Here is a 21,587-nt window from a genome sequence, read left to right on the forward strand (position 1 = left end):
TATCTCTTTTCGTTGACTTACTGTCTTATATCTAAAACAACTTGTCTACGGTTTTTTAAACAGGTCTCCGTGGTCGGCGACCAGATCAGGGACAAGAATGCCAGATTTTGATATCATTGTCGTCGGTGCAGGCACTGCGGGAATGCCCTGCGCCATTGAGGCTGTCGCCACCGGCGCACGGGTTTTGGTCATTGAGCAGACCGACCGTCCGGGTGGCACCCTGCATGTCTCGCTTGGTCAGCTCAGCGGTGCGGCGACGCAATTGCAGGCGCAGCAGGGGATTGAGGACAACGCCGCCGCCCATCTGGCAGATATTGAGCGCATCAATGGCGGCACGGCCCGAACCGATCTGCTGCGTCGCACGGTGGACCGGCAGGGCGCGACCATCGACTGGTTGATGGAGCTGGGGTTTGACATGGACCCGGCCTGCCCCGCGATCCTGTATCTGCACGAGGCCTATTCAGTCGCCCGCACCTATTGGGGCGTTGATGGCGGGCTGTCGGTTTTCAAGGCGGTTCGCCCGCTTTTTGAGCGGGCGATGAAGCAGCCCAACGCCAGTCTGCGCTACGGCACCCGCGCGACATCCTTGCTGACCACAGACGGTACCGTGACAGGTCTGCGCGTCGAATATGGTGGCCAGAGTCACGAGATCACCGCAGGCGCCGTGGTGCTGGCGTCGGGGGGGTATGGCGGCAATGCCCGCATGTTCGAACAGCTGACCGGCCGGCCACTTGTCACTGCCGCGCTGGACAGCTCGACCGGAGCGGGGATCGAGATGGCGCAGAGCATTGGCGCACGCCTTGTCGGGGCCAACAAATACCTGCCCACCTATGCCGGCATCCCCCAAACCGCCGGTGGCGACCGGATCGACTGGCGGCAAATGCCCGCACTGACCCCACAGCAACGCCAACCCTGGGAACTGCACCTCTCGCCCGACGGTCGCCGCTTTGTCCGCGAGGATTCGCCCAGCGTCGACGAACGTGAACACGCCCTTCTGGATCTGCCAGAGCTGCGGTTCTGGTGCGTTTTCGACGATGCTATCCTGCGCGACGCGCCCGCCCTGCTGCCCGGCTGGACCGGGGACGAATTGCGCGACGCCTGGGCCAGCCGCCCCGATTTTGTGCGGGCGGACACGGTGCCAGAGCTGGCCCGCGCCACTGGAATGGATCCCGCCCATCTAAGCGACAGCCTGAATGCCTATGCCGCTGCCTGCGGCGGTGATGCGCCTGACCGCACGGGCCGCCTGCATTGCCCAAGGCCCATCGCCGGGCCGGGACTCAGGGCGATCCTGATGCACGGAATGGTGTTGAAGACAGCCGCAGGACTTGATGTGACCGACCGTCTCGAGGTGCGGGGCGACGCCGGGGTCATTCCCGGCCTCTATGCCGTGGGCGAGGTGATGGGCGGCGCGGCGCTGTCCGGGCAGGGCTTTGTCAGCGGTATGAGCGTCACACCCGCATTGACTCTGGGTCGCTGGCTTGGTGCGGAACTTGGCACATCAGTGACAACACAATCCAAGAACAGGAACGACCTATGACAGATATCCGCCGCAGCTTTGCCGACCTTGGGCAAGGTCAGATCCATTTGCGTCACGCTGGTCCGCGCGACGGCGCGCCACTTGCGCTGATCCATCAGTCACCAGGATCGTCGAAACAGCTTGAACCGCTGATGGCTGCGCTTGGTGCGCGGGGGCGGAACTGCGCCGCACCCGACACACCGGGCAACGGCGACTCTGCCCCTCTGCCAAACAGCGCGCCCGAGATCCCCGACCTGGCCCAAGTCGCCTTTGACGCGCTGACCCGCTGTTTTGACGGTCCATTTGACATCTATGGCAGCCATACCGGTGCCTCGATCGCGATGGAAATCGCCATCGCCCATCCCGACCGTATCCGCAGCCTGACCATCGAAGGCATGGGACTGTATTCCGGCGGGCTGCAATCCGAGGTGCTTGACCGCTACGCCCGCGAAATCCGGCCCGATGCCGAGGCAACGCATCTGATGAAGGTCTGGCATTTCTGCCGCGATCAGCATCTGTTCTGGCCGTATTACAACCGCACAGCTGAGGGGCGCCTGCCCGACGACGACACTCTGCACGATTTTGTGGTCGAGGTGCTCAAGGCGATGCGCAGTTACCACCTGTCTTATCGCGCCGCATTTCGCTGGCCCAAGGTTGAGCGTCTGCCGCTGCTGCGTGTGCCCACAATGGTGATGTCATCGCCGTCGGACATGTTGCACGAATACAGCCAGGCGGTGGCTGATCTGGTGCCCGGTGCCACCTGCACGGTGCTGCCCGCCTGGACCGACCCCGCGTTTCACGCCACAACGGCAGCGGTGCTTGATCAATTTCTGGAAGGTGTACCCGCATGACCGCTGATCCCTCTCGCGCCCTCGAAGATTGCCCGCTGGTGATCTTTATCGCGTATACTGTCCCCGCCAGCGCCGAACCGGGCGGCTATTCCGATTGGCTGCGCCGGGTCGATATGCCGTTTTTCAATGCGATTCCCGGCACCCGGCACTATGCAAACTGGCGGCTGCGCGACGTGCAACAAGGTGCGGTGCCGGTCTGGGACTACTTCGACTTTCAGGGGCTTGAAACCGAAGCAGATCTGGAGCGGGTCTGGTTCAATCCCGATCTTGATGCCTTTCGAAGCGAATGGCTGCGGTTGTGGGGTTATGGTCGGGCAGAAGCCCCGCCGGTGCTGCGCCATTCCTACCTCATGCGCCCGGTGTTCCGCACTGACCGGCGACCAAAGGACGCCGTCCTGACGCTCGCGGGGGGAACCGGCGCGGCACCCTCACTGCCTGACGCCGATCTGGTCTGGCAGGTCGAAGACGTCCTGCACAAGCATTTTGGAGGCTCTGGACAAGGGGCTTCGTGGAAAACTCCGGCGTTCGACGCTAATCCGCTGGCGCTTGACTGGCTGGCGGTCCGGCATGGGGTCAATCAGTTCGCCACTGCGCCTGCCACTCTGCGCGTCAGGGCGGATCTGATTGCCGCCCCCGACCGGGCTTAGGGTATCGACAGGGCCGTTTGCGAACAGCCGGGGCTGGCGTTGGCTGTCGTGGACCGGGTGTATTATCGGCCGCCTGACATTGTCAGGGTCGCGGCTGTACAATAGCTTGCTTCGTCAGACAGCAACCACAAGATGCCCGCGGCCATCTCTTCGGGTTCGCCCACTCGGCCCAGCGGAACGCTCTTGGCGAGTGACGCGACCCGACCGGGCGGGTTAAAATCGGTATCGGTCAGACCCGGCGCAAAGGTGTTGACTGTGATCCCGTCAGGCGCGCCTTCTTTGGACAGACCTTTGGAGAAGGTGTCGATGGCGCCTTTGGACAAGGCATAGAGCGTGCGTCCGGGAGATCCGCCATTCTGCCCCGCAATCGACGATACGTTGACGATCCGACCGCCGCTACCGCCATGTCGCGGTGCCATCCGCCGGAGCGCCTCTCGTGCACAAATGATGTACCCCATAACATTGACGTCCAGCAGACGACGGATTTCCCCCGCCGACAGATCTTCGACTGGTCTGAGATCGCCATACATGCCCGCATTGTTCACAAGCGCATCGAGACGGCCAAAGCGGCGGTCGACCTCGGTAAACATCGCTTTTACCGCATCGTCATCCGCCGTGTCGCAGCCATAGGCAAACGCCTGCCCACCTGCGAGCTGGATTTCGTCGACGACGGTCTTGGCCTCTGCGGCGCTTGAGCGATAGTTGACGCAGACCCGATATCCCCGGCCCGCCGCCTGACGCGCAACGCAGGCCCCGATCCCGCGCGACCCACCCGTTACGAGCAATACTTTCGATGTCATACCAGTCTCCCTATTGATCCGTCCCATTTAGTTGATCGGCGGGCAGGTCGTCCGACACCGCCCATTACGGTCAGACACGCCAGGCTCTGACGCGTACCCCAAACAGTTTGCGGCCTGGTCAGCCGAGGCTTGGCCAGGGGCACCCCTGTCTGGCCTGCCCCTGGCGACCAGCCCTCAGGCCGCAATCTTCAGAATCGCTCGAACTTGGTTCGGGCCGATGTCCGCATTCTCGCCAAGACTTGTCTGCCGCGCTGCCTCAAGGTGACGGATCAGTGCATCCGGGTCAAAATCGTTCAATGCTTCGGATATCCGCACCGGGCAGGACATATCGGACATAAAGACCTCGGTCCTGCGGATCGCCTCTTCGGCCACCGCGCGATCATCAGTGCCGTCGATCTTCCAGACCCTGCGGCCAAAGCGCGCCAGCATTGCCAGTTTGTCCTCAAGTTTGTAGCGCATGAGCGACGGCATGATCATCGTGAGCGTTCGCGCATGGTCCAGCCCGTGCAGCGCGGTGATCGCGTGACCGATCATATGCGTTGACCAATCCTGTGGCACCCCGGCCCCGATCAGCCCGTTCAGCGCCTGGTTCGCCGCCCACATGACGTTTTCGCAGGCATCCAGACTGCGATCTTCGACCAGCTTTGGCCCCCAGTCGATCAGCACTTCAAGGATCGCCTCGCTAAAGCCGTACTGCACCGGCGCGTTCACCCGCGTGGTCAGATATTGTTCGAGCACATGGGTAAAGGAATCCACCACGCCATTCTGCAACTGGCGCGTCGACAGGCTAAGCATCGATGACGGGTCCATAATTGCAAAGGCCGGGCGCGCGCTCTGGCTGGCGAACGGCAGTTTGAGCTGACGGGTCTTGTTCGAGATCACGGAAACCGGATTGCTTTCCGACCCCGTTGCCGGCAGCGTCAGCACCGCGCCGTTCGGCACCGGGCTGACCTGATCGTACCCATCGATAAAACGGTCCCAAGGATCATCGTCGCCGCTGCCGATCATCACGGACAGGAATTTGGCCGCGTCGATCACCGACCCACCACCAACGCCAAGCACTAAATCCACCCCAGCCGAGCGGGCCGTCACAGATGCCTGTTGCAGGGTTTCATAGGCTGGGTTCGGCTCAATGCCACCAAACTCAGTCACCGCTCGATCCCCCAACGCGGTGCGAACCTGTTGGTGAATGCCGTTTTTGAAGATACTGCCACCACCATACAGCAACAGCACCCGGGCCGCAGGCGGGATCAGCGTGTCGAGGCTGGCAATCTGTCCGGTCCCGAACCGGATATCTGTCGGAATGCAAAGGTCGAATTTCATGGTCAGCTCCTTTTCGTTTCATTTGCGGTGGGGCCTGTGCACCATCAGTCCCGACGCTGTTGGTGGCCGCATTGACTACCGCCCTTTTGCAGCTTCGACCTCCATATCCAGCCCGTTCAATCGGGCGACATGGTCGGTTAGCATCGGCACGAAATCATCTTGTCCCCCGACCGCCTCGGCGTGGATGAAATACTGCCGCACAGCGGCGGCGACGACATTCATTACCCCCGCTTCAGCCGCCATGGCATTGACGTAACGCAGATCTTTGCTGCCGTTGGCGATGGAAAACTTGTGCGCATCGCGGTCACGGTCCACTGTGTATTGCATAAAGGTCTGCATGAAGCCGCTGTTCTGACGACTTGAGGTCAGCACCTCGCGCACTTGCGTCGGTGGAATGCCGATCTTGGCACCCAGCACCAGTGTCTCAGCCAACAGTGCCGCATTGCCCAGGCTGACAAAGTTCAGCAGCAGCTTCATTTTATGGCCACTGCCGACCGGGCCCATGTGCTGGATCGTGTCGGCCCAGCATTCGACCACCGGCTGGATGATCGCCAGGGTCGCGGCATCGCAGCCCAACATTGTCTGCAACGCACCCTCTTCGGCATGTTTCGGCGTGCGGCCCAATGGCGCGTCGACCATGGTGCCGCCTTTTTCCGACAGCTCCGCCGCCAGTGTCAGGGTCGATTTCGGGTCCGATGTGCTGGCGTCGATCACGATCAGCCCCTCGCGCGCACCGGCCAGAATGCCATCCGGCGCCCGCATCACCTGTTCTATCTGCGGTGAATTGGACAGGCAGAGATGCACGATATCGCATCGCTCGGCGATCTCTTTGGGCGATGCGGCTTCTTGCGCACCCTGCGCCAAAAGATCCTCGACTGGTGCGCGGTTGCGATTGCCGCGTATCCAGAGATCGTAGCCCCCTTTCAGGACGTTTTTGGCCATGCCGTGGCCCATAAATCCCACACCGATAAACCCAATAACCGGTTTGTCAGACATCGCGAATCCTCCTTAGTGTCATACCTTTTTCGACCCTGCGCAGACCGCAGAGGGATCAGGCAGGCCGAGCGTATAGATCCGGTTGGCGGTTTGATAAAAAAGCGCGTTGCGTTCCTCTTCCGAGGCGTGCAGCGTAATCCGCTTGAAACAGTTCCAGACGATGCCCGCCGGGGCCGCGCCCTTGTCGACGGGGAAATTCGTCTCGAACATTGCGCGATCCGTCCCAAATGCGTCAATGCAGGCTTCGAGATAAGGGCCCCATGCATCGGCGAGCTGCTGGGATCCGGGCGGCTTTTCCCAGCCGTCGAACCCGAAGCCATTCAGCCGCATACCCAGGCCGCCCAGCTTGATACAGACGTTCGGGCAGGTGGCCAGCCGCGAGATCGCGTGCTTCCAGTCTACGAACACCTCGTCCCTGCGCCCCGCATAAGGCCCGATCCCGATTGGTCCGCCCGCGTGGTCCATGATGATCGCCAGATCAGGCATGGCGCGGGCAAGGTCGAAAATATCGTTGAGCTGGGTGTGATAGGCCCAGGCGTCATAGACCAGACCGCGTTTCTGCACCGCGCTCAGCCCCGCCCGCACCATCGGATCATAGAGTTGCCCCGCCGGGCGCACGCGGGTCGATCCGCGCGCCGCAGGATCGGCGTGCCAGGGCACCGAATAGCGGATGCCGCGAAACCGCCCCTGCCCCGCGTCGGTATGAGCATCAAGCACCTCATCCACGCGGTCGCCCAGCATCAGGTCGGCATAAGACACGATACCCCGCGCAACATCGGTCGCGCTCCCATGGGTTCCGGCCTCGGCGGCTGCCAGCTCCGTCTCACCCACAGGTTTCAGCGCGTCCGGGCCGTCGCTGCGATACCCTGTCTCACCTTCGACAAAGACGGTCGCGACGATGCGATGACCCGCGCCCGCGTCCTTCAGCACCTCGCGCGCGGTATAGGGATCGTGCGATTTGCGCCACAGGTGGTGGTGGGCATCAATGATCGGCTGGTCGGGCAAAAGCGGCTCTTCCTGGGTCAGGGACAGCCAATCCTTGCGCGGCAGGGGGTGCGGGTGTTGTGCGGTCATCTGCGCCTCAGGGGATAAGAATCGACGCGCCCTGCGTCTTGCGGCTTTCCAGCGCCTCATGGGCCTGCCGCGCGTCTGCAAGGCGAAACTCCTGATTGACCGCAACCTTCACCTTGCCGCGCAGAACCACGTCGATCAAATCATGCGCGCGGGACAGAAGTTCGGGGCGCGACCGCACAAAGAACGCAAACGCCGCCGAGGTGATGCTAAGCGATCCCTTGAGGTTCAGGACAAACGGATCAAACGGCGGGATCTTGCCCGACGCCGAGCCGAACGACACCAACGTGCCACGCACCCCCAGACAATCCAGCGATGTCTCGAACGTCGCCTGCCCGACGGCGTCAAACACCACCGGTACGCCTTCGCCCCCGGTCAGCGCCCGCACCCGGCGGGGGATGTCGTCCTGCCCGAGGATTAGCGCGTGCATGCATCCGTTCGCCAGCGCCGTTTTCGCCTTTTCCTCGGACCCGACCACGCCGATCACCCGCGCGCCAAGATAGCTGGCCCACTGGGTCAGGAAACTGCCCACGCCACCGGCGGCGGCATGGACGACGACGGTGTGGCCGGCTCGGACGGGATAGACGCTTTTCAGCAGGTACTGCGCTGTCAGCCCCTTTACGATCATACCGGCGGCAGTCTTGTCGTCGATCTCGTCCGGCAGCACGATCAGCCGCGACGCATCGAACAGGCGGGCCTCGGCATAGCTGCCCGGCGGAAAGGCGGGGCCGCCGGCGGCATAGGCGACGCGGTCGCCGGGGCGCACATCGGTGACGCCCGGCCCGACCTGTTCCACCACGCCCGCCCCTTCGCCGCCCAGAACATGCGGCAGCGACGGCAACGGATAGCGCCCCTCGCGATTGTGCAGATCAGCAAAGTTCAGACCCACGGCAGTGTGCCGGATCAGCGCCTGACCCGGACCCGGTTCGCCGATTTCGATGTCTTCGTAGACGAGCTTTTCGGGGCCGCCGTATTCATGGACCCTGATGGCTTTGACTTTCATGCGCTTTCCAATTCAAATCTTGGCAGGACGACGCCGTCGTCCATTTCCACCGGCACCAGCTTGACCCGTTTGCCGATGACGTTTTCTGCGGGATCCTCGATCAGGTTCGAGATCAGGATCGGCCCTTCGTCCAGCCGCACGGCCACGACGTTGTAGGGCGCCGGATATTCGGGCAGATATTCCTTGTGGAACATCACCCAGCTCACCACCTCGCCCTGGCCCGACACCGGTTTCCAGTCGGAGTCCGGCGACAGGCAATCTGGGCAGGCCGGTCCCGGCGGATAGCGCCAGGTGCCGCAGTCGGTGCAACATTGCAGGCGCAGCTGACGGTCCTGTTCGAGGAACGTCCACATCGGCACATCATAAAGACCCAGAATGCGGGGTGGCGTTTTTGTCGTCTGCATATCAATCCCTCCCGTAGATGATCGAGACGGCTTTGCCCGCCACGTCGGACGAGTAATGAACGCGCTTGGTCCCTTCGACCTGACGTTCGCCGCATTCCCCACGCAACTGCCGGACACATTCGATCTGGTGCGCCCAGCCCTGCATGTAAGTTTCCGAAAGGTGCCCGCCCGAGGTGTTGGTGGGCAGCTTGCCGCCCAGCCCGATCCCCTGTTCGGACATGAATTTGCCCGCCTCGCCGACCCCGCAATAGCCGTAGCCTTCCAGCGCCAGGGGGATGTGGACGGAAAAGCTGTCGTAGACCTGGAAAACGTCGATATCCGACGGATCAAGCCCCGAGGTTCCGAAAACCTGTTCCGCGACCGCCTGCTGGGCAGGGCGATAGAAATCGGTCAGCCGGGGTTCCAGGCTGGTGGCGTTGCGGTTGAGATCGAAGCGCCCGGTGCTTTCGATCCAGACCGGATTGTCGGACAGCTTGCGCGCGATCCCCGCCTCGGCAATGATCAGCGCGACGCCGCCGTCGTTGATCAGGCAGTAATCGAACAACCGCAGCGGTTCGGTGATGTAGCGGGCGGCCATATAGTCGTCGAGGGTGATTTCCTTACGCTGGATGGCGTTGGGATTGCGCGCCGCGCCCTGCCGCTGCGCCACCGCGACATGGCCCAGATCGCGTTCCGAAATGCCGTAGCGGTCGGCATAGGCGCGGAAGGTCATCGCGTAAAGCGCCCCCTGCGACGTCATCCCCCAGGGCGCGTGATAGACATAGGACAGGAACAGATCGCCCCCCATCGCCTGCGGGCCGCCATACTGAATCCCCGCCGAGCGCTGGTCGTTGCCATAGACCAGCGCGACCACATCCGCCGCGCCTGTTTCGATCGCCTGAACCGCCTGCAGCACCGACAGCACTGCATCGGCCTGATCACCCCAGCGCACATCCATGTGCAGCACCTCGGCCATCCGTTCATAGGCGGTGGTGGGGCCGACGATCAGCCCGTCGATGTCTTCGCGTTTGATCCCGGCGTCCTTGATCGCGGCGCGAAACGCGGTCGCACCGTAATGATAGCTGTCGCCGGGGCGTTCGCCCGCCCGGACCCGGTGCCAATCGCCAACCCAATCGGAATGGCCGACCCCGATCACTGCCGCAGTTCGTTTCATTTCAGAACCCCCTGTGCGTCGAGCCTGTCGATCTCTGCCTGGGGCATGTCGAGAAGGTCGCGCATGATCTGTTTCGTGTGTTCGCCAAGCAATGGCGGTCGGTCTAGCGCGATACGCGCGCCGTCGATGGTGAACGGCAGCGACGCATACAGGCTGTTGCCCAGTTCGGGATGGGCGACGCGCTGGAAATACCCGCGCGCGGCCAGTTGCGCGTCGTCTTCGATCAGGTAGCGCGAACTGGCGACCCGCGCGGCGGGCACCCCGGCCTGGCGCAATTCCTCTGCCGCCGCGTCCGGGCTGCGCGTCAGCGTCCATCCAGACACGATCTGATCCAACCGCGCGCGCGCCGCCACCCGGTCCGCCGACGTTGCAAGGCCCGGTTCGGCCGCCAGATCGTCGCGGCCCATGCCGCGGCACAGGCCCAGCCATTGATCGTCGGACGTGACCGCGATGGCCACCCAGTCATCGTCACCCGCGCTGCGGTAAACATTGTGTGGTGCAAAGCGCGCGTCGGCATTGCCGGTGACCTCCGGCTCTTTGCCGCTGATCGCCCAGTCCGTCACACCCTGACCGATGAAATTGATCGTGGATTCAACCTGACTGAGGTCGATCTTGGTGCCCTTGCCCGTCGCCTTGCGATAGCGCAGCGCCGCCAGCACCGCAAAAGCAGCGTGATACGGATTTGCCGCATGGTCCGGGTAATGCGTTCCCGGCCCGATCGGATCACCCTGTTCATAGGCCGTGGCCCACATCAGGCCGGTCACACCCGAAATCGTCATGCCCAGACCCAGCGTATTCGCCAGTGGTCCGCTTTCGCCATACATCGGCATCGAAAGATAGATGATGTCGTCTTTGATTTCGCGCAGCGTCTTATAGCTTAGTCCCAGACGATCCATCGCCCCGGCGCCGAAATTGTTGGTCACCACGTCTGACCTACGAACCAGATCAAAGACGATGGCGCGGCCCTCTTCGGTCTTGGGGTCTACGGTAAAGCTTTTCTTACCGGTGTTGCGCGAGGCAAAATAGCCTGAACGATTGACCCCGGCCTCGCGGTCGCGAAACGGCCCGCCCGCGCGCACAGGGTCGATCCGAACGGTGCTTTCCACCTTGATGATATCGGCCCCGAAATCGGAAAACACCTTGGTCCCGAACGGCCCCGCGCCTGCCCAGGTCAGATCGGTAAAGCGGATATCTTTTAGAAAATCAGGCTTCATTGCGCCGCCTCTTGCTGACATTTGCCAAGTTTGGGCGCCGCGGACACCGCCCAGACAGGTTCCGAAAACAGGTAGGGCGGTCCCGGAAACGGGCGCCCGGAAACGTCGTGAAAGAATTCGCGATGCTTGAGTTGCGGATCCTCCACCAGATCCGGAAACCGGGCGACCGATGCGGTGATCAACTTGCGGGTCATCGCCTGGTGGCGGATCTCGGCCTGGGTGAAATCTTTGATGAAGGCAAGGAACAGCGCCCGGAACGCCGACTTTGCCTCGATCGTCTTGCGCCATTCTGCGTCAGTCCACCTCGGCTTGCTCAGGGCTGGTCCGGACGGGTGCCCTACCTCGGTCATCCAGGCAACAAGCGCCGTCCAGGCCTTTGGCAAAGATGGCGGTGCCGCAAAGAAGATATGCCCGTCCTTGCAGGGAAAGACATCTTCGGACGCATCCCGCGTGCCTTCGCCGCCCCGGGACGAGATGCGCTGTTCCAGATCCCAGACCTGAATCGCGTTTTGCAACGAGTGGGCAATCGCCTCCTGCGCCGAGACATCGATCAGGTGACCGTGGCGGCTGCGCTCGGCATCGCGCAGGCAAATTGCGGTGGCCACGGCTGCGTAGATGCCACAAAGCATCGACGCCTGTCCAAAGGGCAGCCGCAACGGGGCATTGTCGATGCGCCCTGACATCCAGGCAATGCCGCCCGCCGACTGGACGGTCAGATCCGAGGCCGGTGCATCGGCCAGCGGTCCGGTTCGCCCATAGGGCGACGTGCAGGTGATAACGAGGTGCGGGCAGCGCGCCCGCAACGCATCCTCACGGTGCCAAAACGGACTTCCCCGTTCCAGCATGACCACCTCGGCCGCCTCGGCCAAATTTACCAACGCCTCAAAGCCACCTTGACCTTCGGGTGCGATTGTCACGCTCTTCTTGGAGGCATTGAGAAAGGCAAATTGCCCTGCCGTGGCGTTCTGACGGTCTGGCAGACCCTCGGGCGGCTCAACCCGGATCACCTCTGCCCCCAGATCGGCGAACAGACGTCCCGCATAAGACCCAAGCCAGTGCGAAAGATCGAGGATCCGTATCCCTGTGTAAGGTTGCATCACATATTCCTTGGCAAGAGCAACGCCATGTCGGGCCAAACGAGCATCAGGATGAGCATGGCAAGCGCAGCGAGGAGGAACGGCCAGAGCCCGCCGAAAATCTGTTCCAGTGTGACCAGGTTGCCCGCTGCGCCTTTAACGACGAAACAGTTGATCCCGACGGGTGGGGTCACCGCCCCGATCTCGGCGAGGATGACCACATAGACCCCGAACCACAGCGGATCGTAGCCAAGCCCGATCATCACCGGATAGGTAATCGGAAGCGAGATCGCCAACAGCGAGGGCGCGTCCATCAGCGTGCCAAGCACGAGGTACACCAGCGTCACAATGGTAACGACGACAAAGGTGCTCAGACCGCCGTCGACCAACAGATCCCGAATTGCCCCTGACGCCCCCGACAGCGCCAGAAAGCGGGCGAACAGCAGCCCGCCGACAATGATCGCAAAGATCATCGCGGTCAGCGTCACCGTCTCCATCAGGATCTTGCCCAGTTCCAGCCCTCGAAATCCGCGCCGTCGGATGATGGCCATAACAAAGGTAACGAATGCCCCAACGCCACCGGCCTCGGACGGGGTGAACACACCGCCATAGAGACCGCCCAGCATGATGGCGATCACCGCAATCAGCGGCCCTACCATCCGCAGAGACCATAGCTTTTCCCTCAAAGTGTAGCGTACATCTTCAGCTGGGGCCTTTTCCGGCGAAACCTTGGCGATGATTATGATCGTCAGGACCAAAAGCAGCGCGAAAACCGCACCCGGCAGGATCCCCGCGATCAGCAGCTTACCAATGCCGCTGTCGGTGAGGATGCCATAGACCACCATCAGCGCAGACGGCGGGATCAACACCGCAAGCGTTCCGGCAATCGCAATGGATGCCGCCGCAAAGCCGCGATCATAGCCGCGATCAATCATTTCCGGCAACGCCAGACGGGTGAACAGCGTCGCAGTTCCAACGGAAGACCCTGACGCCGCACCAAAGGCCGCCGCAGCGCCGGTGGATGCCACGGCCAGCCCGCCGGGCAATCGCCCTAGCCATTTATGCGCCGCATCAAACAGATCCGACCCGATGCCGGCGCTCATTGCAAAGAACCCCATGAGCAGGAACATCGGAATGACCGAGAAATGAAATCCGTTCACGACGGAGAAAAAGATTGTCCCAAGCACGGCGGTCGCGGGCACGATGCCTTTGAGCAGGATGATCCCACAGAAACCGACCGTGGTGAGGGCCACCATGATGGGTGCGCCGAACAGGATCGACAGCAGCAGGAATCCGATTCCCCCGATTCCGATGTAAAGATCAACCATGTTGCGGGGTTTCCTTGCAGGCTTTGTCGTCCAGCCCGAACAGGCTCGCCAACGCCTCGACACCGAATTGCAGACAAATCAGCGCTGTTCCCAGCGAGACCGCCATTTTGGACGGCCAGATCGGGAACCGCAGCGTCGCGCCCCAAGCCTGTTCGCCCATCCGATACGAGCGCATTGCATATTGCCAGGTGCCGTAGGTCACAGCCGCGAACAGCAAGAACCCGACGAACATCCAGAACGCCCGGATATAGCGGTTCGCGCGTGGCGACAGACGCGAGGTCAGGAACCCGGATGAGACATGGTTGTTGCTCGCCAGAGCCCAGGCAAACGGCAGCATGATCGCCAAAGGAAGCAGCGCCTGCGTCATCTCGACCCCGGCCGGCAGCGGCGCATTCAGCAGCTTGCGCGTGAAGGCATTGATATCAATGACCCACATGATGACAAACGTCACCATGCCTGCCAGGATCGCGGCCCACTTGGCCATACTGGTTACAGAACGCCTCATGGAAATGATAAAATTCATGGCCTCGCCGATGCTGTGATGCCGCATTTTGGCGTCGACCGGGGGCACCCGATCCACGCCATTTTCAGATGAGAACTGAAGTCAGTTGGTGATGTCGCTCACCACGGTATCGGCATCGGTTTCGGGCATTCCGACCCCTATAGCGCGACCTTTCCAAGAGGCGCGTACCTCTTGAACCCGCGCATTGCCAAGCGTCGCGTCAAGGAAGACGTCGGCAGGGAAGTCGACGATCTCGACCGAGCCCTCATCCTTCCACTTCTGCCTTACGTTCATTTCTGCTTCGCCAAAGAGGCGCAGCATCTCGCTAAGGTGATCCTCTTCCATGCTGTCCAGAACCTCCTTTTGGCTGTCGCTCAGGCTGTCATAGACATCCTTGTTGATGACGAGGATATGACCCCACGAGGCGCCCATCGGCACGTTGATAAAGTACTTGGCGACCTCATCCAGATGGAACGCATCCACCAGCGCGATATCCGCAGCCGAACAGTCAAGGACGTTGTTCGACATCGCCTCATATGCCTCGACGTCGGGCATACCGACCGGAACCGCCCCCAGTGCCTCGATCATTGCTGGCAGGGCGACGCCGTAGGACCGGATACGCTTGCCTTTGAAATCGTCCAGCGACTTTAACGGCGAGGTACAGATAAACCCGTATGGTGGCAGTGGCCGCACCGTGACCATCTTTAGATTGTACTTGGCCAGCTCTTCTTTGAAGGCCGGAATATCCTTGCTCCACTTGAGCATCAGTTCGCCCAGCTCACCCTGACTTTTGGGCTGAGGCCAGAAAAACGGGATCGCGTTGTTCACCACGAACTGATCGGGGAAATACGGCGTAACGACATTTCCGAGGTCGATGATGTTGGTCTCAACCGCCGTGGGAACTTCTCCGACGCTGGCCAGAACCCCGCCCCAGTTCACGTTGATGGTCAGATCACCGTCAGAGCGTTTGTCGACCTCATCGACCATCCATTTGAGCGCTGCTGCATACATTGAGCAACATTCAGGCAAATGCTCGCCCCAGGTTAACTCTCGTGCATCTGCCGACGCGGTAAATGAGCCGCCCAAGACTGCCGCAAGCGCAGCACCGTATACTATATTTCTCATGTTTCCCCCCTTTTGAAGCCGCCCCCAGAAGGATTCCGGAGGTGGCAAGACTTTGAATTTCAGGGCTATGCCGCCCCTTAATGCCGACACCATTCGGACGCCTCCTGCATCCGGGATCCATCAGGATTTTTATTTCCCTTTTAAACCTCTGGTTTCTCGATATCACCATTCATTGAATTCAGTTCTACGTCAACAAAGTGTCGACAACTATCGAAAGTATTTGCAGGCTTGACCTCCCCCTTGATCAAACAAACCGCCACGGAGCGGCACTACGGGCAGCGGCCTCGTAACGTTCAATGTCTGGCAAACTTTCCAGCGTCACGTCGACAAAATCGCTGCCTGAAAGCAGGCGATCCCGGTCTGAATCATTGATGGAAAACCCGACTTCGCCCAGCCGTGGATGGGTGATCGTACGCGTTTCGAGGTTTATTCCGAATCTGGCATCCTGCGGGTTCGACGCGGCTTCCAAGCATAGCTGCGCCACCTCTTCCGGCACCACCGCTGGAACAATGCCGTTGTTGACGCAATTTGCCCGAAAGATATCGGCGAACATCGACGAAATCAGCACCCGAAAGCCGAACGCCTTGAGGGCCCAGGGCGCATGTTCCCGCGACGATCCCGACCCAAAGTTCCGCCCGGCGATCAGGATCGTTGCGCTGTTATAGGGTTCGCGATTCAGGATAAAGTCGGGTTCGGGGTCGCCGTTTTCGTCAAACCGCAGATCGTGAAACAGATACGGCGCCATCGCCAGCCGATCCGGTTTGCGCAGATACCGCTGCGGATAGATCAGATCGGTATTCACATCGCTCAAAGGCAGAGGTGCGGCGATACCGCTATGTCGGGAAATCGGGTCCATCATGCCTCACTTTAACTCGCGGATATCGGTCAGACGCCCAGTCACCGCAGCAGCAGCGGCCATGGCCGGACTCATGAGATGCGATCGTACGCCCCGACCCTGTCGGCCTTCGAAATTCCGGTTGGAGGTAGACGCGCTGCGCTGACCGGGCAGCAACTTGTCACCATTCATGGCCAGACACATCGAACAGCCCGGTTCACGCCATTCAAATCCCGCCTCGGCAAAGATCTGGTCTAGCCCCTCGCGTTCGGCCTGCGCCTTGACCAGACCAGAGCCTGGCACCACCCAGGCGGTTGTGTTTTCGGCCACCTTACGACCTTTGGCGATGGCAGCAGCAGCGCGCAGATCCTCGATCCTGCCATTGGTACACGAGCCAATAAACGCGTGGTCAATTTCAATGTCGCGCAACCGCTGACCGGCGGTCAGCCCCATATAGGCCAATGCGTCAGCGATACTGCGCCGCTCGCTCTCGTTGGTAAACTCTGCAGGATCCGGCACCCGTTCGGAAATAGGCAAGGCCTGACCCGGATTTGTGCCCCAGGTCACATAAGGCGCGACATCGTGCGCCGGAATGATCACCTCGGTGTCGAAAGCGGCATCCGCGTCGGATTCAAGGGCCTCCCATGCCGCGACAGCAGTACCCCAGGCCGCCCCGGATGGGGCGTATTTACGCCCCTTGAGGTAGTCAAAGGTCGTCTGATCCGGCGCGACCATGCCCGCGCGGGCACCCGCCTCGATGGACATGTTGCACAGCGTCATACGCTGCTCCATTGAAAAGCCGCGCACCGCCTCGCCCTGATATTCGATGACGTGGCCAGTCCCCCCCGCCACGCCGACACGGTGCAGGATCGTCAGGATCAGATCCTTGGCCGTCGCCCCCTCTGGCAACGGTCCTTCGACACAAACCCGCATCGAGCGCGACTTTTTCTGCACGATGGACTGCGTTGCCAGCACATGTTCGACCTCGGAAATCCCGATGCCAAACGCCAGCGCGCCAAACGCGCCATGGGTTGAGGTGTGGCTGTCACCGCACACCAAAAGCACACCGGGCAGCGCAAACCCCAGTTCCGGGCCGACGACATGCACGATCCCCTGGCGCGGGTTGCGGACGGAATAGACGTCGATCCCGGCCGCTTCGCAATGGCGCTCGATATCCTCGACCATCCGCCGCGCATCGTCATCCTCGTAGGTGATCCCCGCCGCGCGAGATGTCGTCGAGACCACATGATCTGCAACGCCGATCGTCAGATCCGGTCGCAACACCTTCCTATTGCGGGCCTCCAGCCCGGAGAAGGCGTAGGTCGCAACACCTTCGTGAAGGAGATGCCGGTCGACGAACAGGATCGCACGGTCGTCGCTTAGCTCCTTGACGACGTGGGCATCCCATAGTTTTTCATAAAGCGTCTTGCCCAACTTACCGGCCTCCATGATTTCTAAAATCCCGATTTTTCATGTCGCACTCAGGTCTTTTCGCTTGTCGCGGTCTGAAGCTGCAGCTTGGTTCCCTGCCAGTTCAGGAACAGGCCCAAAACCAGCGCCCCAAGTCCCAGAAAGGCCAGCCATGGCTCTGGATAGAGCAGTGCACCACCGCCAAGCGCAAAGAGGCTCCGCTCGACTATGCTGGTCCGGCCAATGGCCCAGCCTTCGATCGCTGAACTAAAGGCGATGACACCGATCAGCGCCGTCACCACATGGATGACAAAGCCAGCGTTGATCCCATTCAGACCGATGAGGTTCGGATAAAAGGCGAACATGAAAGGCACGAGCCAGGCGACAAAGCCAAGTTTCAGTGCAGCCCAGGCCACCTTGGTCACCGGCGCCTTGGCCACCCCAGCGGCGGCAAAGATGACCACGGCGACGGGCGGGCTCAGTCCACTCAGCACCGAATAGTAGAAGATGAACAGATGCGCCGAGATCAGCGGCATTCCCATGTCGATCAGCAGCGGTGCAGTCAGACTGGCCACGATGACATAGGCCCCGACCGTCACCACCCCCATGCCGACAATCACCGCCACAATAGCGCACATGATTAGCGCGATAAGCAGCGAATCCCCCGCCACGTGGCCGATCAGCGTCGTCAGCCGCGCACCAAGCCCCGTCATCAGCAACATCCCGACGACGATCCCAGCAAGGCCAAGCGCCACCGCCATGGAACCCAGTGTACTCGCCCCTTCGATCACAAATTCGTTGAGCCGCTTCATGCTTAGCATCCGGGTCTCGGGCAGGATCTGCACGCCGATCACCAGCATGAAAAATGTAATTGCGATGGCGAAAGAAATGCTCAGCTTTAAAAACAACAGCACGATCAGTACGGTCATCGGAATGAACAGCAGCAACGACTTCAGCGCATTGGTTTTGATGCTGCCGATCTGCTCTAAGTTCCCGGTTGCGATTTGCACCCGGCACGACCGGAAATGCACCTGCGCAAACAGACTTGCATAGTACAGCAGCGCCGGCACCAGACAGTAGGCTGCAACCTTGATGAAGGGCGTATTGGTATATTCCGCCAGCAGAAACGCCGAGGCACCAAGGATGGGCGGCACGAACTGGCTGCCAGTCGATGCGACCGCTTCGACCCCGCCCGCAAAGGAGGCGGAATATCCCGCACGCTTCATCAGCGGGATGGTGATGGTCCCCGTGGTCAACACGTTGGTGATGCCACTGCCAGTCACCATGCCCATCAGGGCGCTGCCGATCACGGCCACTTTGCCCGGTCCGCCCTTGGTATTCTTGCAAAGCCCAAAGGTGAGGTTCAACAGGAATGTCCCGACCCCCGACACGTTTAGAAGAGCCGTGAAAAAGACGAACAGCGTCACGAACCCTGCGGCAAACGCCAGCGGCGTGCCAAAGATACCGTCAAAGCCCAACACCGTCACCTTGAGAGCGTTCTCCCAGGTGATGCCGGCGTGATTCAGGATCCCCGGCGCGTAATTGCCGTAAACAGCGTACATAAGAAACGCGGCCACAACAAAGATCAATGGCTTGGCTGTTGTTCTGCGTGCTGCCTCAAAGACCCCCGCCAACATGAGCAAGGCGAGCCATCTTTCGGGCACGGTCAGATAGCTGTCGAACAGCATGTCATCCCAATACATCGCAAGGTAAAGTACCGGGATCGCCGTGGCGAGGATTGTCAGGATATTGAACGCGATCTCCGCCACCGAGTCTTCCTTGAAGATCCGCGAAGGGAACAACAGGATTACGCAAATTACGCTCGCCAAAAGAAAGATAGGCCGGTGAACATAGGCGTTCATGGCACCAACAAAGGCCACGTAGAGGGCAGAAAACAGAACGGTCGTGCTGATGATAGCGACAATGATGCGATGCACCCGCTGGACCGGCGAGAGCTGAACTGCTTCCGTATTCATGTGAGTCATTCCCAAAAAAGGCGGCTGACGAACGCAATGGTCACGCCGTCAGCCGCATCAAGTCAGCCTTCGGATGCGAGCTTGTCAGCCCAGTCTTGGGCACCCGGCACATCGTTTTCGAGGTAATAACGAAGCGCTCCGGGGTGGGGAGGAACCGTAACCCCCTTCAAGGCTGTCTCAAGTGATACGTTCTTGAAGGCGGGATGCGCCTGACGCAGAACGTCAATGTTTTCCCAGACTGTCTTGGTCAGATCATAGGCCAGATCGTCGGGAAGGTCGCGGTGCAGTACCGCGTAAACCCCGTGAAAGAATGCCATCCCCGGCGCCGGAATTTCGATCATCGGATAAATTTCGGGATCGAACGGCTGCATATATGCAGGAAAGGCGGCTTCGACGGCTGCGGCCTTTTCAGGATCGGGCTGAAGCAGACGGACCTTGCGGCGGGTTGACAGTTCGGTGATCGCGCCCGAACCATAGGCCCGGCTGGCCGAGAGTCCGCCGATGTTGCCATTGCCCAACTCTTCGATCGACTGCGAAGTATTATAGGGCAGCACCTCGACATCTTCGAACGGGTCGATGCCATGCGCGGTCAGCAGCGCATTGATAAAGGCAAAGGCGTTGTCCCAGCGTTCCGGGTGATCCTTGCTGATTGGAATGACGGGGCCGCCGATCTTCATGCCGGACCCCTTGAGGTCATAGACCGAGGTTACGCCGCTGTTCGCATCCACAAAGACGTTGTAGACCGCTTCCTGCGCAAAGAACCACGAACGCACCGGGATTTCCTTGCCGGTGAAAGGACCTTCGCCCTTGTAACCAAGGTCGAGGTCATAGCTGACATGCATCCCGCCGGCGCGTTCGGCGCGTTGAAGCTGCGGGAACACCTCGATGGCGGAACCCGGACTGATCGTGGCGGTCGCCCGCACGTTCGGCATCTTTTCCGACAGCATTGCAGTCAGCGCCGACATGCCCGCGAAATAGGTGCCGGTGGCACTGGCCGAACCGAACACCAGCTCCCAGGTGTCGCCGCGTTTCATGTTGTCGACAGAAGTCAGCTTTTGCGCAAATGCCGGTGATGCTGTCACAGCAACGCCCAAAGCCAGCCCCAATACACCTTTGAACAAGGTTTTCATTTATCTTCCTCCCTAACATAACAAGCCTGTATGCGATTTTTTCACACCCAGCTTATCGTTTCCCGTCACACGACCCATGTCCCCGGCCTCCGCAAGACTGCGGCTTTCCGAAATCGCTCCTCCTGCGATATGTGCTTGAGTGGCGACACTCTAGACTGCATGTTGCGACTTAATGAAGACACGAAATGGAATGCCGCCGTCGCGGATGACGAACCGGCAGTGTTTTTGCAGCTTCAGCCTGAACAGGATGGCCCTAATTTGCGAATAGACCTTTTCTCTCTCCAGCTCTTCTTGCGGGTCTGCGAGGCCAAGAGCATCGCCCGCGCAGCCGATCTGGAAAACATTGCCGCATCAGCAGTCAGCAAGCGGATTTCCGACCTTGAAACGCGCCTGCGTATCAAGCTGTTTCACCGCACATCAAGAGGCCTGGAGCCGACATCGGCAGCGCAATCTCTGATCCATCACGCCCGCGTGCTGATGCGCGATATCACCCAGATGGAAACCGAACTGGCCCACCACGCCGCCGGAGTCAGTGGGCAGGTGCGTATCTATGCGAGCGTTTCGACCATCGTGCAGCATCTGCCAGTCGAACTTAGATCCTTTATCGCGGATCATCCTTCGATTGGGGTCGAATTGCAGGAATGCTCGAGTACCGAAGCTGTGGATGCCGTCTGCGAGAATCTGGCAGATATTGGCATTTTCGGCGGAGTCGTCCCGCGCGAAGGGCTGCGGATCATTCCCTATCTAAGCGATAGGATCGTCGTCCTCACTCCGCCGGATCACCCGCTTAGCACGCGCTCGTCGGTTCGCTTCGAAGAGTTTCCAGATTACAATCTTATCGGCCCCAAGAAGGGCAGCTATCTCGACCATCTGGTCCTGCGGGCTGCGTCAGAATTGGATCGGCCACTCAAGATCCCGATCCGCCTGAACGGCTTTGATACCGTTGCCAGCATGGTTGAAACTGGTCTCGGCATCGGGCTTGTCCCCGAAGGCTGCGCCGCGCGCTATGCCAGCGGCGGCAACTTTGCCGTGCTGAGGCTGGATGATGACTGGGCGCTAAGACAGTGGAATATTTGCGTTCAAGAGGGTGCCACCCTGCCGCCACCGGTTCGGCTATTGCTCGATCATCTGACCAGAGGCATCGCGTGACGGCGTCGCGGAATGCGACGGCCTATTTCCGAAACGATACTTTGGCCAGCACCGCCACGACGCCTATAAGCCGGACGG

Annotated in this window: 20 protein-coding genes; 4 read left to right on the plus strand and 16 right to left on the minus strand. The window is 60.7% G+C overall.

Going from position 1 to position 21,587, the window contains the following annotated elements; all coding sequences use genetic code 11:
• Window positions 1–97 precede the first annotated feature (97 nt).
• Genes IMCC21224_RS20275 through IMCC21224_RS20285 form a run of 3 tightly spaced genes read left to right on the plus strand, consistent with a single transcriptional unit; the run spans window position 98 to window position 3,014 of the window.
• Window positions 98–1,537 (plus strand): FAD-dependent oxidoreductase, encoded by a 1,440-nt coding sequence (locus IMCC21224_RS20275; RefSeq protein ID WP_047997402.1) that lies wholly within the window; start codon window positions 98–100, stop codon window positions 1,535–1,537.
• Complete coding sequence (locus IMCC21224_RS20280) at window positions 1,534–2,367, plus strand: alpha/beta fold hydrolase (RefSeq protein WP_047997403.1); 834 nt, start codon at window positions 1,534–1,536, stop codon at window positions 2,365–2,367. The genes IMCC21224_RS20275 and IMCC21224_RS20280 overlap by 4 nt, the downstream gene beginning before the upstream one ends.
• Entirely contained in the window at window positions 2,364–3,014 is a 651-nt protein-coding gene (locus IMCC21224_RS20285) for a hypothetical protein (protein WP_047997404.1), read from the plus strand. Before IMCC21224_RS20280 ends, IMCC21224_RS20285 begins: the two co-directional genes overlap by 4 nt.
• A 62-nt stretch (window positions 3,015–3,076) precedes the next feature.
• On the opposite strand, the gene IMCC21224_RS20290 is transcribed toward IMCC21224_RS20285, so the two are convergent.
• The 16 genes from IMCC21224_RS20290 to IMCC21224_RS20365 all read right to left on the minus strand — a co-directional run bounded on the left by IMCC21224_RS20290 (window position 3,077) and on the right by IMCC21224_RS20365 (window position 20,360).
• Window positions 3,077–3,814 (minus strand): SDR family NAD(P)-dependent oxidoreductase, encoded by a 738-nt coding sequence (locus tag IMCC21224_RS20290; protein WP_047997405.1) that lies wholly within the window; start codon window positions 3,812–3,814, stop codon window positions 3,077–3,079.
• Between the two features lie 174 nt (window positions 3,815–3,988).
• Window positions 3,989–5,137, minus strand: coding sequence for an iron-containing alcohol dehydrogenase (locus IMCC21224_RS20295; protein WP_047997406.1), 1,149 nt, complete (start codon window positions 5,135–5,137; stop codon window positions 3,989–3,991).
• Window positions 5,138–5,212: 75 nt separating this feature from the next.
• Window positions 5,213–6,133: an NAD(P)-dependent oxidoreductase gene (locus IMCC21224_RS20300; RefSeq protein ID WP_047997407.1), complete on the minus strand. Its 921-nt coding sequence runs from the start codon at window positions 6,131–6,133 to the stop codon at window positions 5,213–5,215.
• An 18-nt stretch (window positions 6,134–6,151) separates the two neighbouring features.
• Window positions 6,152–7,207, minus strand: a complete 1,056-nt coding sequence (locus IMCC21224_RS20305; RefSeq protein WP_047997408.1) for an amidohydrolase — start codon at window positions 7,205–7,207, stop codon at window positions 6,152–6,154.
• Window positions 7,208–7,214: 7 nt separating this feature from the next.
• A complete protein-coding gene (locus IMCC21224_RS20310) occupies window positions 7,215–8,207 on the minus strand; it encodes a quinone oxidoreductase (protein WP_047997409.1) in 993 nt (330 codons plus the stop codon).
• Complete coding sequence (locus IMCC21224_RS20315) at window positions 8,204–8,611, minus strand: Zn-ribbon domain-containing OB-fold protein (RefSeq protein ID WP_197089261.1); 408 nt, start codon at window positions 8,609–8,611, stop codon at window positions 8,204–8,206. The genes IMCC21224_RS20310 and IMCC21224_RS20315 overlap by 4 nt, the downstream gene beginning before the upstream one ends.
• A 1-nt stretch (window position 8,612) precedes the next feature.
• Complete coding sequence (locus tag IMCC21224_RS20320) at window positions 8,613–9,764, minus strand: thiolase family protein (protein ID WP_047997410.1); 1,152 nt, start codon at window positions 9,762–9,764, stop codon at window positions 8,613–8,615.
• Window positions 9,761–10,978: a CaiB/BaiF CoA-transferase family protein gene (locus IMCC21224_RS20325; protein ID WP_047997411.1), complete on the minus strand. Its 1,218-nt coding sequence runs from the start codon at window positions 10,976–10,978 to the stop codon at window positions 9,761–9,763. Before IMCC21224_RS20325 ends, IMCC21224_RS20320 begins: the two co-directional genes overlap by 4 nt.
• Window positions 10,975–12,075, minus strand: coding sequence for a CoA transferase (locus tag IMCC21224_RS20330; RefSeq protein WP_047997412.1), 1,101 nt, complete (start codon window positions 12,073–12,075; stop codon window positions 10,975–10,977). The genes IMCC21224_RS20325 and IMCC21224_RS20330 overlap by 4 nt, the downstream gene beginning before the upstream one ends.
• Entirely contained in the window at window positions 12,075–13,382 is a 1,308-nt protein-coding gene (locus IMCC21224_RS20335) for a TRAP transporter large permease (protein WP_047997413.1), read from the minus strand. The genes IMCC21224_RS20330 and IMCC21224_RS20335 overlap by 1 nt, the downstream gene beginning before the upstream one ends.
• Window positions 13,375–13,887, minus strand: coding sequence for a TRAP transporter small permease subunit (locus IMCC21224_RS20340; RefSeq protein WP_231582161.1), 513 nt, complete (start codon window positions 13,885–13,887; stop codon window positions 13,375–13,377). Before IMCC21224_RS20340 ends, IMCC21224_RS20335 begins: the two co-directional genes overlap by 8 nt.
• 99 nt (window positions 13,888–13,986) lie before the next feature.
• A complete protein-coding gene (gene dctP, locus IMCC21224_RS20345) occupies window positions 13,987–15,009 on the minus strand; it encodes a TRAP transporter substrate-binding protein DctP (protein ID WP_197089263.1) in 1,023 nt (340 codons plus the stop codon).
• A gap of 244 nt (window positions 15,010–15,253) precedes the next feature.
• Entirely contained in the window at window positions 15,254–15,865 is a 612-nt protein-coding gene (gene leuD, locus IMCC21224_RS20350; protein WP_053079108.1) for a 3-isopropylmalate dehydratase small subunit, read from the minus strand.
• Between the two features lie 6 nt (window positions 15,866–15,871).
• Window positions 15,872–17,278 carry a 3-isopropylmalate dehydratase large subunit gene (leuC, locus tag IMCC21224_RS20355; protein ID WP_231582162.1) on the minus strand — a complete coding sequence of 469 codons (1,407 nt, stop codon included), beginning with the start codon at window positions 17,276–17,278 and terminating at the stop codon, window positions 15,872–15,874.
• A 47-nt stretch (window positions 17,279–17,325) separates the two neighbouring features.
• Window positions 17,326–19,230 carry a TRAP transporter fused permease subunit gene (locus IMCC21224_RS20360; RefSeq protein ID WP_047997418.1) on the minus strand — a complete coding sequence of 635 codons (1,905 nt, stop codon included), beginning with the start codon at window positions 19,228–19,230 and terminating at the stop codon, window positions 17,326–17,328.
• 62 nt (window positions 19,231–19,292) lie between these two features.
• Window positions 19,293–20,360, minus strand: coding sequence for a TAXI family TRAP transporter solute-binding subunit (locus IMCC21224_RS20365; protein ID WP_047997419.1), 1,068 nt, complete (start codon window positions 20,358–20,360; stop codon window positions 19,293–19,295).
• A 159-nt stretch (window positions 20,361–20,519) separates the two neighbouring features.
• Here IMCC21224_RS20365 and IMCC21224_RS20370 point away from each other — a divergent pair, with 159 nt between their 5' ends.
• Complete coding sequence (locus IMCC21224_RS20370) at window positions 20,520–21,509, plus strand: LysR family transcriptional regulator (RefSeq protein ID WP_197089264.1); 990 nt, start codon at window positions 20,520–20,522, stop codon at window positions 21,507–21,509.
• The last annotated feature ends 78 nt before the right edge of the window (window positions 21,510–21,587 follow it).

The sequence above is a fragment of the Puniceibacterium sp. IMCC21224 genome, assembly GCF_001038505.1.
Taxonomy (GTDB): Bacteria; Pseudomonadota; Alphaproteobacteria; order Rhodobacterales; family Rhodobacteraceae; genus Puniceibacterium.